This window comes from Romboutsia faecis (assembly GCF_014323405.1).
GTDB classification, from domain to species: domain Bacteria; phylum Bacillota; class Clostridia; order Peptostreptococcales; family Peptostreptococcaceae; genus Romboutsia_E; species Romboutsia_E faecis.
In genome coordinates, this window is sequence record NZ_JACRWE010000003.1 from 397,887 (window position 1) to 416,915 (window position 19,029).

At 26.2% G+C, this 19,029-nt stretch carries 18 protein-coding genes and 1 pseudogene; 6 read left to right on the forward strand and 13 right to left on the reverse strand.

All coding sequences use genetic code 11. The features are described 5' to 3' along the window. Positions 1-191: 191 nt before the first annotated feature. The gene (locus H8923_RS08425) at positions 192-3,599 is read right to left on the reverse strand and encodes an FtsX-like permease family protein (protein WP_153971795.1); all 3,408 of its coding nucleotides are present in this window, start codon (positions 3,597-3,599) and stop codon (positions 192-194) included. A gap of 9 nt (positions 3,600-3,608) precedes the next feature. Continuing rightward, positions 3,609-4,310 (reverse strand): ABC transporter ATP-binding protein, encoded by a 702-nt coding sequence (locus tag H8923_RS08430; RefSeq protein WP_153971794.1) that lies wholly within the window; start codon positions 4,308-4,310, stop codon positions 3,609-3,611. Positions 4,311-4,528: 218 nt separating this feature from the next. On the opposite strand from H8923_RS08430, the gene H8923_RS08435 reads away from it, so the two are divergent. After that, positions 4,529-5,095, forward strand: a complete 567-nt coding sequence (locus tag H8923_RS08435) for a TetR/AcrR family transcriptional regulator (RefSeq protein WP_153971793.1) — start codon at positions 4,529-4,531, stop codon at positions 5,093-5,095. A gap of 70 nt (positions 5,096-5,165) precedes the next feature. Here H8923_RS08435 and H8923_RS08440 read toward each other — a convergent pair whose 3' ends face one another. The 5 genes and pseudogenes from H8923_RS08440 to H8923_RS08460 all read right to left on the reverse strand — a co-directional run bounded on the left by H8923_RS08440 (position 5,166) and on the right by H8923_RS08460 (position 9,430). Further along, positions 5,166-5,822: a hypothetical protein gene (locus tag H8923_RS08440; RefSeq protein ID WP_153971792.1), complete on the reverse strand. Its 657-nt coding sequence runs from the start codon at positions 5,820-5,822 to the stop codon at positions 5,166-5,168. Between the two features lie 182 nt (positions 5,823-6,004). Continuing rightward, complete coding sequence (locus H8923_RS08445; protein WP_153971791.1) at positions 6,005-6,421, reverse strand: TIGR03943 family putative permease subunit; 417 nt, start codon at positions 6,419-6,421, stop codon at positions 6,005-6,007. Positions 6,422-6,487: 66 nt separating this feature from the next. Then, positions 6,488-7,238: pseudogene (locus H8923_RS08450) on the reverse strand (metal ABC transporter permease). A 106-nt stretch (positions 7,239-7,344) separates the two neighbouring features. Beyond that, positions 7,345-7,635, reverse strand: a complete 291-nt coding sequence (locus tag H8923_RS08455; RefSeq protein WP_153971790.1) for an ATP-binding cassette domain-containing protein — start codon at positions 7,633-7,635, stop codon at positions 7,345-7,347. A 202-nt stretch (positions 7,636-7,837) separates the two neighbouring features. Further along, on the reverse strand, positions 7,838-9,430 hold the full coding sequence (locus tag H8923_RS08460) for an amidohydrolase (RefSeq protein ID WP_153971789.1): 1,593 nt from the start codon (positions 9,428-9,430) through the stop codon (positions 7,838-7,840). Positions 9,431-9,664: 234 nt separating this feature from the next. Here H8923_RS08460 and H8923_RS08465 point away from each other — a divergent pair, with 234 nt between their 5' ends. Then, positions 9,665-10,603, forward strand: a complete 939-nt coding sequence (locus tag H8923_RS08465; RefSeq protein WP_153971788.1) for an Abi family protein — start codon at positions 9,665-9,667, stop codon at positions 10,601-10,603. A 356-nt stretch (positions 10,604-10,959) separates the two neighbouring features. Here the strand turns inward: H8923_RS08465 and H8923_RS08470 are convergent, their stop codons facing one another. Further along, positions 10,960-12,180 (reverse strand): chloride channel protein, encoded by a 1,221-nt coding sequence (locus H8923_RS08470; protein WP_153971787.1) that lies wholly within the window; start codon positions 12,178-12,180, stop codon positions 10,960-10,962. Between the two features lie 383 nt (positions 12,181-12,563). Between H8923_RS08470 and H8923_RS08475 the strand changes: the two genes are divergently transcribed. Beyond that, positions 12,564-12,821, forward strand: a complete 258-nt coding sequence (locus H8923_RS08475; RefSeq protein ID WP_243239219.1) for an ATP-binding cassette domain-containing protein — start codon at positions 12,564-12,566, stop codon at positions 12,819-12,821. Between the two features lie 5 nt (positions 12,822-12,826). Further along, complete coding sequence (locus H8923_RS17825; RefSeq protein ID WP_317982854.1) at positions 12,827-13,075, forward strand: hypothetical protein; 249 nt, start codon at positions 12,827-12,829, stop codon at positions 13,073-13,075. Between the two features lie 270 nt (positions 13,076-13,345). Here H8923_RS17825 and H8923_RS08485 read toward each other — a convergent pair whose 3' ends face one another. The 4 genes from H8923_RS08485 to H8923_RS08495 all read right to left on the reverse strand — a co-directional run bounded on the left by H8923_RS08485 (position 13,346) and on the right by H8923_RS08495 (position 16,283). Beyond that, positions 13,346-14,608 (reverse strand): sensor histidine kinase, encoded by a 1,263-nt coding sequence (locus H8923_RS08485; protein ID WP_153971785.1) that lies wholly within the window; start codon positions 14,606-14,608, stop codon positions 13,346-13,348. Between the two features lie 6 nt (positions 14,609-14,614). Next, positions 14,615-14,737, reverse strand: coding sequence for a hypothetical protein (locus H8923_RS17495; protein WP_263457704.1), 123 nt, complete (start codon positions 14,735-14,737; stop codon positions 14,615-14,617). Then, positions 14,737-15,306: an accessory gene regulator B family protein gene (locus H8923_RS08490; RefSeq protein WP_153971784.1), complete on the reverse strand. Its 570-nt coding sequence runs from the start codon at positions 15,304-15,306 to the stop codon at positions 14,737-14,739. The genes H8923_RS17495 and H8923_RS08490 overlap by 1 nt, the downstream gene beginning before the upstream one ends. Before the next feature lie 551 nt (positions 15,307-15,857). Next, positions 15,858-16,283 carry a chloride channel protein gene (locus H8923_RS08495; RefSeq protein ID WP_153971783.1) on the reverse strand — a complete coding sequence of 142 codons (426 nt, stop codon included), beginning with the start codon at positions 16,281-16,283 and terminating at the stop codon, positions 15,858-15,860. A 352-nt stretch (positions 16,284-16,635) separates the two neighbouring features. Between H8923_RS08495 and H8923_RS08500 the strand changes: the two genes are divergently transcribed. Further along, positions 16,636-17,385 carry an ABC transporter ATP-binding protein gene (locus tag H8923_RS08500; RefSeq protein ID WP_207724080.1) on the forward strand — a complete coding sequence of 250 codons (750 nt, stop codon included), beginning with the start codon at positions 16,636-16,638 and terminating at the stop codon, positions 17,383-17,385. Continuing rightward, positions 17,375-18,181: an ABC transporter permease gene (locus tag H8923_RS08505; RefSeq protein ID WP_153971733.1), complete on the forward strand. Its 807-nt coding sequence runs from the start codon at positions 17,375-17,377 to the stop codon at positions 18,179-18,181. Before H8923_RS08500 ends, H8923_RS08505 begins: the two co-directional genes overlap by 11 nt. 43 nt (positions 18,182-18,224) lie before the next feature. Here H8923_RS08505 and H8923_RS08510 read toward each other — a convergent pair whose 3' ends face one another. Further along, the gene (locus H8923_RS08510; RefSeq protein WP_153971732.1) at positions 18,225-18,896 is read right to left on the reverse strand and encodes a DUF975 family protein; all 672 of its coding nucleotides are present in this window, start codon (positions 18,894-18,896) and stop codon (positions 18,225-18,227) included. Positions 18,897-19,029 lie beyond the last annotated feature (133 nt).

Sequence of the window (19,029 nt, forward strand, 5' to 3'; positions counted from 1 at the left end):
TTACTTTGTTAACTATATTATATATTTTTTTACCATATCATGTCAAACTACAAAAACAACTTATATTTGAGTGTGTTCTTTTGATGTTGTCATAATATTTATTTAATTATAATAAAAAAAGGTGAAATCTATTTGATTTCACCTTTTTTTATTATAATTTTATTACAAAAGAATAATTATGTTTTAATATATTATTCATTTGATTTTAATGCGTCAATCATATCAACTTTTCTTAATTTCATATGCATCATAAACATAACAATCATAGAGAAGATCATAGTTATTATAGCAGAGAACATATAACTATATTTTGATATTTCTAGATAGAACATCATAGTATCAATTTCTGATGTTTTAAGTACAAATGAATGTAGTACTTTTCCTAAAAATCCACCTACAAATATACCTAATAACGTTAATAATATATTTTCTCTTAAAATATACATAGTAACTTCATTATCATAGAATCCTAATACTTTTATAGTTGATAATTCTCTAATGCGCTCTGAAACATTTATATTATTTAAATTATATAAAACTACAAAAGCAAGACATCCTGAAGATATAATTATGACAAGCATGATCATATCTAAATTTGCACTAGACTCTTCACTTGATTTTTTCATATCCGACATAGAAGTAATATTTATAACATTATCATTTGCCATAAGTTTTTCAGATATATTTTCATTATTCGCTTTATCATAATCAAAATTTAAAAATTGTGAATTATATTTTGGTGCTTTGTTAAATATCTTTTCATAGTAGGATGGTGACATATAGATAAAGTGCATGAAGTAATTTTCACATATATTATCAACTACAATATCATATATATTGTTATCTTCATCCTTCATCTTTATCTTATCCCCTTCTGAGACTCCTAAATGATTAGCTAATTGTTCATTTATAATAACACCATTATCTGATATATTATATACTTCGCCAGTTTTTCTATCATTTAAAAGAATATAGTCATTCATCTTATTAGTATTTTCTGCTACATATAAAGTAGCAGTTTGCTTATTCATATTTTCTTTACTAAATGATACTGATTCTTGATGAATTCTTAAGTTACTTTTATATCCTTTTATTTCATTTAATGTTTTGTTATATTCTTTATTATTTAAATCTGAATCTCCATCAAAAATCACCATAGAATCATACTTCCATATCTTATTGAATTGCATTTCTAAAGCACCATTATTTGAATCTTTAAGACCAAATCCTGTAACAAGAAGTGCCATACATCCAGCAATACCGAATACAGTCATTATCATACGTTGTTTATATCTGAAAATATTTCTAAATGTAACTTTTTGATTAAAGTTTAGCCTTTTCCATATAAATGGAATTCTCTCTAATAATATCTTTTTGCCTAACTTAGGAGCTTTTGTCCTCATAAGACTAGCTGGATTACTTTTTAACTCCACTCTTAATACAAATAATGAAGCTCCAACTGTACATAATAGTGATATTAATATAGATTGAATTATATAAGATGGATAATAATATATATCTAATTTTGGTAGGCTATATAAACTTGTATAAGCTTCGTTTATTACATTAGGAAGTACGTTAAATCCTACTAATATCCCTATTATGCTGCCTAAAATACTAGCTAAAGATGCATATATCATAAACTTTTTAGATATTTCAAAGTCATTATATCCTAAAGCTTTAAATGTACCAATTTCTCCTCTATTTTCTTCAACCATTCTAGTCATTGTTGTTAGGCAAATTAATACAGCTATTAAAAAGAAAAATACTGGTAAAACTGACGCTATACTATCTAAACTATCTATAGAGTCTTTAAGACCAGAATAGCCTATATTATCATTTCTATCAAAGAAATAGTATTTACTATCTTCCATATTATTAATATCATATTGATTTTCTTTTAATTCTTTTTTAGCCTCCAATAAATTCTCTTTATTTTTATTTATTTCTACTTCTCCACTTTTTATACTCTTCTCTGCAGAAATCAACTCTGATTTAGCTTTATAAAGCTCTTTTTTTCCCTGAATCTTACCACTTTCAAGTTCTTTCTCACCTTTGGTAATTTCAAGTTTCGCATTGTATAATTGATTTTGAGCTTCATTAATTTTTTCTTCACAAGAGTTAATTATTTTTAATTGTTCATCATACTGTGCTTCACCTTGTTTATACTTTGCTATTTCACTTATTAACATTTCTAAATTAGATATATTACCTTTTACAGTATTACTTGCTATTTCTATTTCTTTAGATATAGTAAGAGCAAGATCCTTTTTACTTGGAGATTTTTCTAATTCACTAATTAGCTCGCTTAAATGGCTTAAACCTAAACTTTTATTTAATATAATGGATTTCCAAGAAACTATCTTTTCCAATGGAATTTCTTCTTTATCACTTATGTTGCTAATAATATCTTTTATATCTTTTGAAAGAAAATTATAAGTAGTAACTAGTATATTAAGATTTTCTATATTAGATTTTAATTTACTTGTATCTCGGTTAATATCTATACCCTGATTTAAAAGTGCTTCTTTAGCTTCATATAATAATTTTTTAGCTTCATCAAGCTGTTTTTTACCCTCTAATATACTCTTTTTCTGTTTATCAAGTTCTGCTTGTGCATTTTCTAACTTATTTTTACCTTCTAAAAGTTTTAATTCACCATCTTTAATACTTTCTTCATATTCTTTTAAGCCCTCTTCATACTGAATTTTACCTTCTTGAAGCTTTTCTTTTGCATCTTTTATTTCTTTTTCTGCATCTAAAAGCTTTGTTTCATTTTCTTCTATCTCTAAATATGCTTTATTTAACTCTTCTTGAGCCTTAGCTTTTATCTCTTCAACTCTTTCGACTCCTCTATTGGAGTATAAAGTTTTTAGATAATTATTATTTTCTTCCATCTTTTCTTTATATTCTTTACTGTAACCTTTAAGGTTTTGGACATTTTTAAATCTTACATATATCTCTGTATAAACATCCATTGATATATCTCTTTTATTCAATACTGCAAAATAATCAATAGTTCCTTTACCTACTGAAGTCGTACCTCTTGACTCTTTTTCAATATATATAGGACTTTTTACAAATCCTACAATTTTAAATGTTTTCTTATTAAAGGACTTCATTGTATCTTCATCAGATTCAATTACATAACTATCCCCTATATTTATATTTTTATTTAATTTCAATACTTTCTCATCTAATGCTATTTCAGCACTATTTTCAGGTAGCCCTCCTTCTACAATAATGAAATCATTTATCTTGTTTTTATTATCATATTCAATGAATTTTACTACACTATTTATATTTGTAAGATTCACATCGATACTATGGGTTGGATAAAAATCCAATATCCTATCATTATCTTCTAGTAATTCTAAATCTTCATCACTTAATCCTAAACTTGATACTATTCTACTATCCATAAGATTTTGATTATTATAAAGCTTATTTATGGCTTCATCCATATTAGGACCTGATGATTTGATACCAGAATAAAAAGCAACTCCTAAAAGAATAATTACTAATATTGAGGCAAATCTAGATTTAGATGTTAATATTTCTCTAATTATTGATTTTTCATATGCTTTATTCTTACTCAAAATTCACCCCTACCACTCAATTTCTTCAATTGGAAGTGGATTTTTGTTTACTTCAATACTTCTAACTTTAGCATCATTAATTTTAATAATTCTATCAGCCATAGGAGCAATTGCAGAGTTATGAGTTATAAGTATAACTGTTGTCCCTGTATTTCTACAAGTATCTTGTAACGTTTTTAATACCTGTTTACCTGTTTTATAATCAAGAGCACCTGTAGGTTCGTCACAGAGTAATAATTTAGGATTCTTCGCAATTGCCCTTGCAATAGAAACTCTTTGTTGTTCTCCACCTGATAATTGAGATGGGAAATTATCTTTTCTATTAGATAGCCCGACTAATTCAAGAGTTTCATCCACATCTAAAGAGTTTTTCGATATTTGTGTAGCCAGCTCAACATTTTCTTTTGCTGTTAAATTTTGTACTAGATTATAAAATTGAAATACAAATCCTACATCATGTCTTCTATATTTTGTAAGTTGCTTATTACTAAATCTTGATATATCAGTTTTATCAATTATTATCTTACCTTCATCACAACTATCCATTCCACCAAGTATATTAAGAACAGTTGATTTACCTGCTCCACTTGGTCCTAATATTACAACAAACTCACCCTTTTCTATAGAAAAATTAATACCGTTATTTGCTACAACTATATTTTCACCGATTTTATACCTCTTATATGTATCTATAACTTCAATATACGCCATACTCTACCTCCCTATATTCTTTATTAAATACATACGTTTTATTAAATAGACACATTGTATATTTAATACTATAATATAGTATAAATAGTTATAAATTTATAGACAATATACACATGAAATTATAATGTTATTAATCATACATTTTTATAAATTTTGTTCATTTAATAACGTTATATTTAGAATTGACTTTTTATATAAAATATTAAAGGAGAAACAAAATGTCAGGGATTAAAGGAAATCGCAGAACTTTATATACTAAAAAAGTAATAAAAGAAAGTTTAATAGAACTACTTCAAGTTAATGATATACATCAAATTACTGTAACTAATATATGTAATAAAGCAGATATTAACAGAGGAACTTTTTATTCATATTACAAAGATGCCTTTGACCTTCTTCAATCTATAGAAGATGAACTTTTTAATCAAATTCTTGTGTACCTAGTGGAAACTCCAACTAAAGATTATACTGACTCTTTACTTAATAAAGTCCTTGAATTAATTGCAGAAAATAAGGACTTATGCAGGGTTTTACTTTGTAAACAAAGAGATGGTAGAATAATTGATAGAATCTTGTATATTGCTAGTAAGGCCAATCTTGAACCTTTATTTGATAACTCAAGTGAGTTTGATAAATCATATTTTGATTATTTAATAAGGTACTCTGTTGGTGGTGTTTTGGCAATTATACAAGTTTGGTTAGAAAATGATTTAAAAGAATCACCTAGAGAGATAGTTAAGATTATAAATAATATAAATAAGCTAAATTATAGCTGTTTTAATTAATTTTATAAAAAGCTATGAATAATAAAATAAATTAATATCCCCTTTATAATCCATAGCTTTTTTAATTTATTTAGTTCTTCTTAAAACTTTTTAATTGATAATAAGAAATAGCTTCTTCATTAATTAAAACTCTATATTTTACTACACCAAGACCTTCAGAGTAATATATCTCTGTTGTGATACTTTCATTATCAACTAAGGTGTTACTTACTGTTTTTATATAAATACCTTCTAATAAAATATCATCAAGTTTTAAATCCATTCCAACTTCTACTATCTCTGTGTTATCCCATTTTTGACCTACTTCTATTGGGGATTGTAATATAAGTTCACTTTCATTTTTATTATATGAAATCTCATCCTTTAAATTTTGTTCTAATGCTTCATCTATATTTTTATCATGTAAATCTTCTTTGTAGATTAACATTAGGTTATTGTCTACTACTTTAAATACATCTCTATAAAGTCCTTTACCATTTACACCTATGGTCTGATACATTTCTCCATCACCTTCAATAGCAATTATTTCAGGAGCTAAATCAGTGCCTTCATAAACTACACTGTAACTTTCATTTGGTATAAATCTGTAAATATTATTTATTAAGATTTCTTTGTTTACATATTCTTGCTTGTAAATTATCTTCCCTTCATCTTTCCATTTAAAATTAACAATGTATATTATGGCTAATATAAATACTATAATAAGCACTATTAATTTTTTGTTCACCCTCTCCCCTCCTATTTAATGTTTTTGATGCACATATTTAATTAATTATATGCAATTTATTTATAATAGTCATCTAGTGAATAATATTAAGTTATTTAAATAATATCATCATATACTTATTAGTAAATTTACATAATAAAAAAGCATATACCCTATTATATATAAGATATATGCTTTTTTATTTATTGAGATACAGTTTCTAATCCTCTTTCATCATTAACTGTTAAACTTTCTACATTTATTATTATATCTTCAAGTCCATTTACCTCTCCAATTTCTAAGGTTCCTACTACTTCTATCCAATCATTATATAAAGGATGTTCACCATCATAGTTAAAGAATAATCCTACTATACCATCATCTCCACAGCATCCAGGTCCATTTCTATATACAATATGATTCGTTTCTTCATCATACTCAAAGTAATTATATATTCCTTCTATCTTTACTTTTTTGCCCTCATAATCCTTGTAATTAGTATATATGTCAGATACTTGACTTAAAAACATTTTATCATTTATTTCAAGTATTCTATCACTTGATGAACATCCACTTAATATAAACATTGTCAATATTACTGGTACCATTAATTTTTTCATATTATTTATTCCCCCTTATAAATCCAACCATCGAATAAACTATAAACATTAAAATATTTACAGCTACTACACTTGCACCTGTAAGTGTTGCATATATATATAAGATATTACAATCCCTAAAAAGAAACAAAGTGAAGATATTATTGTTGAACTTATAATAACAGCTTTAAAAGTCTTACACACTCTCATAGATGTTAATGCTGGGAATATTATCAAACTAGATATAAGTAATGCCCCCATAATTCTCATACCTAAAACTATAGTTATAGCTGTCAATAATGCTATTATCATATTATATAAGCTTACATTTATACCTGTAGCTTTTGCAAAAGTTTCATCAAAAGTTACTTTTATTATAAAATGCTATGCATAATACTAACACAATAATTGAAAGAATGATACTAATAGCAACATCACTATTATTCATTGCAAGAATACTACCGAACATATAGTTGCATACGTCTGTATTCATCCCTGTTGTCATAGCAATTACAATAACACCTACGGCAAGAGAGCTAGTAGATATTATACCAATGGCTGAATCTCCTTTTATCTTACTATTTTCACTTAGCCTTAAAAGTAAAAATGCTGCTATTAGAACAACTGGGGTAGATACCATAAGCGGCGCTAAATTTAAAGCATTAGCTATTGCAAGTGCACCAAAACCTACATTTGACAATCCATAACCTATCATAGAATATCTTTTCAAAACTAAACTAACTACAAGTAATGCCGCACATAAAGATACTAATACTCCTACTATTAAAGCCTTCACCATAAATGGATAAGAAAATATTTGAACTAACGTATTAATCATTGCCTACACCTCCTAAGAATCTTCTTCCAACTTCACTATTTTGATAATTCTTAGAACTGCCTATAAATATTGTTTTTTTATTTAGGTGTAGAACTTTATTAGCATCTTAAACTATATTTTTTATATCATGAGTTACCATAAGAATGGCTATATTTTTAACCTTATTAATTTCTTTCACTATTTTGTGAAACTCACTGGATACAATTGGATCCAGCCCTGTAACAGGTTCATCAAGAACTAATATTTTTTTAGTTGCACAAAGAGCTCTTGCAAGCATAACTCTTTGCTTTTGACCACCAGATAACTCTCTAAAACAACTATTCTTTAAGTTTTCTATTCCTAATAATTTTATATTTTCTAAAGCCTTCTTTTTCTGTGATCTACTATAAAAAGGCATAAACTTAGTATTGTTTAAACATCCCGATAATAACTGCAGGTTTGATTAATATTAATACTTCGAGTTAGCTTCAGGTCAAGTAATTCTTATAATACAAAGTAACTGCGCATCATCGAATGCTAAAAAGAACTAGACTTAAGATAAAATCTAGTTCCTTTATTTATATTTAATATCGTTTAATGTATAATCTTAATTATCTTTATTATCTTTTAAAAATAGTTTCTCCTTCTTTTATTGTTTCAATAACTTGAATATCCTTTATAGCTTCATAATCAACTTTTAATGGATTTTTATCTAATATAGTTAAGTCTGCTAATTTACCTTCTCTTATAGTACCTTTTGTATCTTCTTCAAAATATTGATACGCAGCATTTTTAGTTACAGCTTTTAATGCTTCTAATGGTTCTATTCTTTCTTCTTCTCCTAGAGAAACACCATTTTTAGTTGTTCTTGTTACAGCAACCCATATAGTTTCTAGCATATTAGGTTCTATAACTGGAGCATCTTGATGTAATGTGAAAGTTATACCTTTATCTTCTGCAGATTTAAGTAAACTTATTTTACTTGCTCTTTGCATTCCAAAATTCTTAATGTGTATATCACCCCAGTGATAAACATGAGCAACAAAGAAAGATGGAATCATATTTAATTCTTTTACTTCATCCAATTGGTCTTCTCCTAATAATTGAGCATGAATTATTACAGGTCTAATATCATTAGTTGAAGCAGTTTCTTCTTTAGCAATTCTATACATATCTATATATTGTTGACAAGCTCTATCACCATTACAGTGAACTAATATTTGCATATCTTCTTTTAAGGCTTGTTCTAATTTACTTTTTAATTCTTCATCTTTTTGAGTTCCATATGCATAATAATCTGGTTCCCCTTCGTATGGAGTTCTCATCCATGCAGTACGACCTTGTGGAGAACCATCTAAGAATGTTTTATATCCACCTAGTTTAAAGTGATTTTTATATTGCTTTTTATAATCACCTAATTTACCAAGTATAGATTCACTTTCTCTTATATCTGCATATCCTACATAGTCTATTTTTAAAATATTTGAATTAGCTATATATAATAAAAAGTCTGATAAAAGTGAAACTACCATACCTTCTTGAACAGTAGTTATACCGTAAGATGCATAGGCATCTTGAGCTTTACCAATAGCTTTTATTATATCTTCTGTTGATGCCATTGGTACTTTTTGTACATATTCTATATAAGCATTTTCTTCTGCGTATCCAGTTAATTGTCCATTTTCTTTGAAAAATTTCCCACCTTCTGGATCTGGAGTGTTAACATCTATTCCTAACTCTTTAAAAGCTAATGAATTAAATAATCCATTATGGCCTGACTTATTTGATACTACAAGCGGATTTTTAGGTGCTATTTTATCTAAAAAATCTATTTTAGGGTAGGTTTTTTCTTCTAAGGCATTATAATCAAAGTTGTTACATGATATCCAAACGCCTTCTTCGATATTATTTTTTTGTATGAAATTTGTTATTTTATCACCTATTTCTTGAAAATTTATAGCTTCATCTAAATTAACTTGTAATGTTGAATTTGCATAACCAAAAAAGTGACTGTGTGCATCTATAAAAGAAGGAATTAAAGTTTTCCCTTGTAAATCTATAAATTCAACATCTTTACATGCACACTGAAGTAAATCATCCTTTTTACCTATCTTAGATATTTTTCCATCTTTAACTAGGACTGCTTCTACATATAGATCATCTTCTAATGTTATTATATCTCCATTGAAATATAGTTTTTCATTAACTGTCATCTTAAACCTCCTGATTATAAAAATACTCTTTATTTAAAGTATTTACATATTTAAGATTTATAATATATTTATATTCGAATTCCTTTTAAACATCATTTATGTAATTTATAGTTAAAGTTGGTTGATATTATATTTAAATTTTCAATTTGCCTTCTGTAACTCATTATAATAATTTTAATATTATATAATATAATAAATTTTTGTATTACTATCTAATTATTGGAGGAATTTAAATTGCTATCTACAAATAATACTTTAGCTAATATAAAATCTAAGATAGATGAGTTAGTTAAGGATGGTATGATGGTTTATAATCTATATTTTGAAGAACAAATATTATATAGAATTGGATTTTATAAAACAGATATATATACTTATTATTTTGATACTAAACTACATGAAAAAAAAATATATTTTAATGATTCTTTTAATATTATGGATATCTACTCACTTTATCAATTTGATCATGAACTTCGTAGTTTAATTATCAATTTATGTACATGTGTAGAAATGAAGTTCAAAGTTTTCATATCTAACTGCATATATGACATCAGTTCTGGTAAAGAATATTTAGATATTAGTAACTTTAAAAATGAAAAACATTATAAAGATCTTATCTATCATGTTAATAGAAAAAGAATAAGTGAAGATATATCCAGCCATATAAATGATAATACTAAATATACATGTAACACAAAACTTCACATATATCTAATTTGTGAACTATTAACATTTGGAGAAATTTCTAAAATGTATGGTAATTTACAAAACGGCTTAAAGAAAAAGATAATTATGGATAACTATAATAACAGAGATGTTACTAAAAGTTGGTTATACGTTGATGGATGGTTAAAAAGTATATGTGATATGAGAAATATCTGTGCTCATAATGGTAAATTATTTGACTGGAAAAATACTTTTAAGAATGAAATTTCTCTTCCTAGGATAAATAAATATAAAGAATATAAAAATCAAAGAGGAAGTTTATTTTCTATTCTATTAGTTACTAAGCTTCTTTTTGAAGACAAATATTTTATTGAAAGTGATAATACTTGGAATTTATTTATTGATAATTTAGATAATTGTATAAATAAATATACCTTCTCTTGTAAAGACTTTAATCCACTTGATTATATGGGATTTCCATCAGATTGGATAGTTAGACTATCTTAAAATAGTAAATTTTAATTGTATCCCATAAAAGAACTGTAGGTAAATTTAGTTTTGAATCTACCTACAGTTTTTAATTTAATAGTATATATAAGTATTTATATATTTAAAAGATTTTTTTATATTTATAAATTTTACTATAAACATAACATATCTTTTTATGTCTTATATATCTTAGAACTTTTATTAAATAATTAATTTTTTCTTTTATAATTACTGTTTCTTTCGTCATCACCTTACACCTATTCCTCAGTGCACCTTATTTTTCTAGTTGCCTTATGTGCTGTAAGTACTGTTAGTGTATAATATGTTATTGTTATAGTTTATGTTCATATTAATTTTAAAGAAGATAAGATTACTTAAATATTATTTTCCTGAGAAGTATATATACTACTTTTACCTGAAAATACATAACTTATTGCGCATACCAAGAATATATACCTTATATTATATCCTCCAAATAGCTCTAGTGCCATAACAAATGATGCTATTGGTGTTTTCGTACCTCCACAAAATACACCTATCATTCCTAATGCTGCTAAAAATGATATTGGTAGATTTACGATAAGAGATAAGAGATTCCCAAAAGTAGCACCTATTACGAATAACGGTGTAACCTCTCCACCTTGAAAACCTGTCGATAAAGTAATTGATGTAAGAATCAGTTTTATAATAAAAGAATATTTAATTACTGTTTTGGTAAATGAATTTCTTAATAAGTCTAAACTTAAGCCTAAGTAAGATCTATCATTTATTATTAAAATTAAAATAACAATTATTATACCTCCAATGAAAGACTTTATATAGGGCTTTGGAATTTTTTGCGTCAGATACTCTTTAAGATAATGCGTTACCTCTGAAAATATCTTGCTAATAAATCCAAATAATATCGCACAAAATATTACTTTATAAAATATAATAGGATTATTTGCCACTACTTCTTCCATATGATAATGAGTATGTTGAACTTTAAACAAAGAAGATATATTGTTTCCTATATAACTAGCCATAAGACATGGAATAATTGCCTCATACCTCATTCTCCCGACTGTACTAACCTCTAATCCAAATATTGTTCCAGCAATAGGCGTTCCAAATACTACTCCAAAACCACTGCTTACACCACTAATAATTATTATTGTTCTATCTTCTGAATTTAATTTTAATATCTTACCTAGTTTTGCAGAAATACTTGCTCCTATTTGTACTCCAGTCCCCTCTCTTCCTGCCGAACCTCCAAATAAATGAGTTATAAATGTTCCGAAAAACACTAATGAAGCCATCCTAAATGGAATATATCCTTCTCCCTCATTTATTCTCTGTATTATCAAATTATTTCCTTTTAATGAATCATTTCCATATTTATAATATAAATAACTTACAAAAGCGCCTCCAAAGGGTAGGAAGAAAATAATCCATGTATTATCTTCTCTAATATATGTTGCTAATTGAAGACTCTTCAAAAATATTGAGATAGCAATACCTACTAAAACACCTGATAAAAATGCTAATAAGAACCATTTTATAAAGTTCTTTAAAATTAATTTACTTTCTTTGATGTTATTTAGAAATTTTGTCATTACATCACCTCAATATTTATTATTATCTAAAATTTACACTCTATGTAAGGCTTATAATATATAAGTATAAAACAAAAGATATACCTATATACTTGTAATTCAGAATAGGAGTATTCCATCTACTATTCTTGTAAACTAACTATATATTACTATAGTATTCTTCTACCGCTATAGATGCTGTTACATCTACTATCGCATTGTTCCCATGCATATAATCCCCATATAGGTACAAATTCCCCCTATTTTAATACAATAAATTATACGAGCTAATTATTCGGGGGAAAATCATGTAAATAATAGTAAAAGTAAAAGACCTTAACAAAAATTTTTATGGTAAAGAAGGAGAAGTAAATATAAAAGGAACTATAGGTTATATGTTTCAAATGGACCATTTATTAGAATATCGAAAGTATCCTAACGAATTATCTGGTGGTATGAGACAAAGGGTTGCTTTAATTCGTACTTTATCAGTTAATCCTTCAATATTACTTTTAGAAGAATCATTCTCCGATCTTGATTATCACACTAGACTTTTAGTCAGTAATGATGTACATAAAATTATTAGAAATGAACATAAATCTTCTATATTAGTTACTCACGATATATCAGATGCTCTAAGGATCTTTCTATTAAAGAACTAGCATCTATATGCAATGTTACTCCTAGTGTAATTAGTTCATATGAAGTAAACATGTACTATCCTTCTATAGATATCTTAAATATATTAGGAATGTATTTTGATATAAATTATTTATGCAAAAATGGATATAGCAATTTTTTATGGAATCATGAAACTTTTATAAATAATTTAAGGTCATGGATTAATGATAATGGTTATACTAGAATCGAAGCCGCAAAGCTTTTAGGTGTATCTCATTCTATTTTTAGATTTTGATTTGTATTAATATGCATACTTATAATAAAATTTTTAAAGAGATAAAACAGTATAAACTAATCTAAAATTAGCTTTTCATCTCACAATTTACTACTTTGTTATACAGTTTAAAACCTCAGTGTTTATTTAATAAAAAAGCATGATATTATACAATACCATGCTTTTTTATTAAGTGCATATGTAGCATTAATATTTTTATATTAATTCTATACAGTATTTACTGAAATATTCAATAGAATTAATAACCCCCCTCGACTCCAAAGTCATATTTTAATTTTGATTAAAAAATATTACTTTAAAGTCAGTATATTCCTCATTACTACTTACATTTATTTTTCCATTATTATTTTCTACAATTTCCTTAACTATATGTAAACCATATCCATGACTTTCATCTTCATTAGTCTTTGTAGTAAAACCTGTTTCAAATATACTTTCTAGTATATCTGGATCTATCTTTGGTCCATTATTTTTAATGCTTATATAAACACTGTTAAATATCTTGTATGTTTTTATAATTATTAATCCATGACCTTCTAGCGCTGTAATTGCATTACTTAAAATATTTGATACTATTTTATGTAGTTCATATTCACTAATATCTATTAAACTAGAATCAAACTCCTCGTCTACAACTACATGTATATCTTTTAAATCTAATGACTCAACTACACTAGATATAATAGAATCTCTATTAGTAATATATTTTATACAAGGTGATACTTTAGCATTTCCATTTATTATATTTTTTAACATGCCTCCCAATCTATCATATTGTTTCATTACATATAAACCATTAATATATGATATTTGAGAACCATAGTCATGCTTTATTTTTTTCAGTTCATTATTTTTATCAATTAATAAATCATTCAATCTATTAATTTCTTCGTATTTTTTATCCATGTTATTCATATAAACTGAAATACCTATTATAAATATAACAATCATTAGTATCAATACATTAGTTAAAGCTACATTAGCCCATCCATTTAACATCATAGAAATACTTGCTATAAAATCCATCGATATAACCAGTATAAAAACAATTCCAAGTGATGTCTTACTTTTAGTAAGGTTATCATATACTACCTTTACACTATCTTTACTTTTTATAACAAGTAACTCTAAAATCATAGCTGGAATATATATTCCTAATAATCTAGATAATTCTACATCATAAATTATATTGCTTATTATAGGCCAAGATATACTCGTAACTAAAATAGCTACAATTTGTACTAATAAATATGCTATTGAATAAGCTACTAACGCTTTTTTGTATACATTCATATAAATTATATACATTATTATTAGACTCATTATTGTTATTGAAGTAGAAGTCATATTACTGTTTTTAAATATATTTGTAGCTAAAACAGATGTTACAAATATACTTATACTACTTATGACTAAACTCTTTTTTCCATCTTTATCATCTATATCTTTATTAGCAATTAAAAAATAATATGGCAAGTAAGTCATTATAGAAACTTGTATAACAGTATTTAATAAGTCAATAAAAAAATTCATTATTAACTATCTTTTTTCTTTTAATGATTTAGGCATATCCTCTACACCTATTGCTACTACAGATGCTGCTTCACTGCTTATTATAAGTAGTGAAATCATAGCCATTAAACTCCCCATTAACTTTTTCATTATTGTACCTCCCCATGTTTTTTTGAATTGAACATTAAACAAACATTAATTGTTAATGTCCATATTATTATATTGCTATAAACTCTATATTTAATTATAAATATAGAAATCATAGATAAAATTATATAATTAATTAATGCTATTCTATTATTCTTCTTTATTAAACTCAGCTTTGTTATAGGCATACATTTATTTACTATAGGTGCTTGATGATATATACAGAATATATTTATAATGCTTATCAATATTGTACTCACAAGATTTAAATTGCTATTTTTCGCCATTAATATAGTTAAACAACATAGCATTGTAGTAGCAATTAAACACCTTTTTTGTGATGTCTCATGGTACCCTCCTGTAAACGGTTTTACACATATCATAGTAAAAATAATTAAAACTACCTCTTTTGAATATCCAAGTATAGAAAACATAATTATTATAGTTATAATTTTAAGTACCTCGTACATCATAAGTCTCATGACGTACTGTATCTCTTCAGTTTTATCCTGTGTAAAGTTATTATATTTGCATATTTCTTCCACAAAATGATCTAATTTTTTTCTCAACATTCGTGATAATTCTCCATAAAAAGTTTAATATATGTATATATTACCATATTATATAATATTTGTATATTATTTCCTAAAATCCAATTATACATCAAATAAAAAAATTTATCAGGTAAATTACAATATACTATTTTTGCTAAAAAACTTATACAATATTTAGTGTACTGTAATAATTTTTACTTCATTTTAAGCTAACTAAAAAGAACTTTTATTTTATCGAATTTTTTAGAAAATATGCAAAATATATGTAAAAAAGTTTAGCCTTAAACAAAATTTGAAGTTTAGTTAAAATAGATGTGAAATAGAATACAAAAGATGTAACTATATTTTCGTTTTGAAAAGAGAAAATTCATTTAATATAAACTTTAATTAATATAGATGGCATTTGAGATTTATATATAACTGTAAAATCTTCAGTTTAACTTTTCTGTCTTTTGTATTTTTATCTAAAGACTTCATATTTTTACTATTTCGTCTTTACCTACAATTTATCTAGATCAGATTTACCTGCTACCTTTTCTGCATTTTCTCCATCATCTATTAATAAATATTTACTCTAATCCAAATATTGTTCCAGCAATATGAGTTCCAAATACTACTCCAAAACCACTGCTTACACCACTAATAATTATTATTGTTCTATCTTCTGCATTTAATTTTAATATCTTACCTAGTTTTGCAGAAATACTTGCTCCTATTTGTACTCCAGTCCCCTCTCTTCCTGCCGAATCTTCAAATAAATGAGTTATAAATACTCCGAAAAACACTAATGAAGCCATCATAAATGGAATATGTCCTTCTCCTTCATTTATCCTCTGTATTATCAAATCCTTTCCTTTTAATGAATCATTTCCATATTTATAATATAAATAACTTACAAAAGCTCCTCCAAATGGTATGAAGAAAATAATCCATATATTATATTCTCTAATATATATTAATTTACTTTCTTTGATGTTATTTGGAAATTTTGTCATTACATCACCTCAATATTTATTTTTATCTAAAATTTACACTCTATGTGAGGCTTATAATATCTAAATGTCAAACAAAACCATACCATAACCTTGTAATTCAGAGTAGGAGTATTCCATCTACTATTCTTGTCAACTAACTATATATTACTATAATATTCTTCTAACGCTACAGATGCTGTTGCATCTACCATCGCATTGTTCCCCATGCCTATAAGCCCCATTATTGATACTCTTTATAAAAATCTACATACTATTCTAATTATAAAAAAATAATATAATCTCCATATAGGTACAAATTCCCCCCTATTTTAATACAATAAATTATACGAGCTAATTATCAGGGGGTGAAATCATGCAAACAATAGTAGAAGTAAAAGACCTCAACAAAAACTTTTATGGTAAAGAAGGAGAAGTAGAAGTACTAAAAAATATCAGCTTTACACTAAAAGAAGGTGAAATACTAACACTCCTTGGACCATCTGGAAGTGGTAAGTCTACTATTTTAAACATTTTGACTAAACTTTTAAAACCAACATCAGGAGAAGTAAATATAAAAGGAACTATAGGTTATATGTTTCAAAAGGACCATTTATTAGAATGGCGAAATATAATGGATAATATAACTATTGGACTTGAAATACAAAATAAAAAAACACCTGAAGCTATAACTGGAATTGAAAATCTTTTAAAAACTTATGGCTTATGGGAATTTAGAAATATGTATCCTAACGAATTATCTGGTGGTATGAGACAAAGGGTTGCTTTGATTCGTACTTTATCAGTTAATCCTTCAATATTACTTTTAGACGAACCATTCTCAGCTCTTGATTATCAAACTAGACTTTTAGTCAGTGATGATGTATATAAAATTATTAGAAATGAACATAAATCTGCTATATTAGTTACTCACGATATATCAGAAGCAATTAGTATGTCAGACCAAGTTGCAATACTTTCTAAAAGACCTGCAACTATAAAAGGCATACATGATATAAACTTAGAAATGGATGGAGAAAGAACTCCAATAAAAAGCCGTAAAGTTCCTGCTTTTCAAGACTATTTTGACATATTATGGAAGGAGCTGGACACATATGAGAATTAGTAAATCATCTGTTGGATATGCTGAGTATTTAAAAGGTCTAAAAAAAGAAAAAATTAAAATACTTATATGTCAAATAGTTTTATTAGTTGGCTTTATAGCACTTTGGGAAGTACTTGCTAATCAAGGAGTAATAAATACCTTCTTATTTAGCAAACCTAGTGCTATTTATAAATTATTTATTCAATATGTAGAAAGCGGACAATTGCTAACCCATGTTATTGTATCAGTTTATGAAACATTATTAGGTCTTGTAATTGGTACTGCTCTTGGAATATTGATTGCAGTTGCACTTTGGTGGTCTGAAAGACTATCTAGAATTTTAGATCCATTCCTTGTAGTTTTAAATGCATTACCTAAAACTGCTCTTGCTCCTATTATAATAGTATGGGTTGGTGCAGGTATAAAAGGTATTGTTGTTACTGCCGTTGCAATTTCAATAGTTGTTACAATTTTATCTGCTTATAATTATTTTATAAATGTTGACAAAGAACAAGTTAAAATGTTTCAAAGTTTTGGTGCTTCCAAACTTCAAATTTTATTTAAGCTAATATTACCTGCCAATATAGGTAACTTAATTAATTTAACCAAGATTAATATCGGTATGGCTTGGGTTGGAGTTATCGTCGGTGAGTTATTAGTATCTAGATACGGGCTTGGATACTTAATAGTCTATGGTAGCCAAGTATTCAAGTTAGACTTAGTTATGATGGGTGTATTCATTCTTGCAATCTGTTCTTGGGTAATGTATGAGTTTGTAAATATAATTGAAAAAATATATAGAAAAAAAAGAAGATAATAAAATCTTTTAATTAAAAATAGGGTATCAGTAAAATGATACCCTATCTTAATTTTTCATCACAAAGTTCAAAATAATAATTTGCAAAAGAAACGCCTATGTATGGTAGTACCCAAACTCCGGCTATTCCTAAAGTAAGACAACTTAATATCATCCATCCAATAAAACTTAGAGCAAATAACACAACTTTCCAAAATGAATATTTTACTAAATTAAAGCTTATACTAATTGCCTCAGAAGATGAACAACCTTTATCTAAAATAGCAGTTATTGCAAATGTAGCATATAAAGATATTATTCCACCTATAAAAAAAGAACATATAAATAAAATTATAAATAGTAAAGGAGAAATCCACATTAAAAAACTACTTAAAATTAAAAATAAACTAGTTATAGCAAAAGTAATAGCCCATATTAAAATTGAATATATTGCACACTTTAAATATTGTTCTAAAGAAACACTTGCATCCTTAAAAGTAATTTCATCTTTTCCCTTACTCTTTGCTATATTTATATAAATCATTGATAAATTTATACTTAATATAGATACAACTAAATGTAATAATATAGTAAAGAAACTATTTCCATTATAGGCAACTCGTCTTTCTATGAACATACTTATAATCATCAATATTGCTGATAATAAAACTGGAATCTTCCAATTATTATTTAATTGAATTTTTGATTTACTTTTAATCTCAACTCTACTTAACATCGCTACCTCCTAGATGACTTAAAATATATATTTATAAATAGTATCCATATTTTCTTAGAAAAAATTCTTGAATATATTATAAGTAAGTCAATAACTCCTGCACTTTACATTTCATTATTTGATAGGCTATATG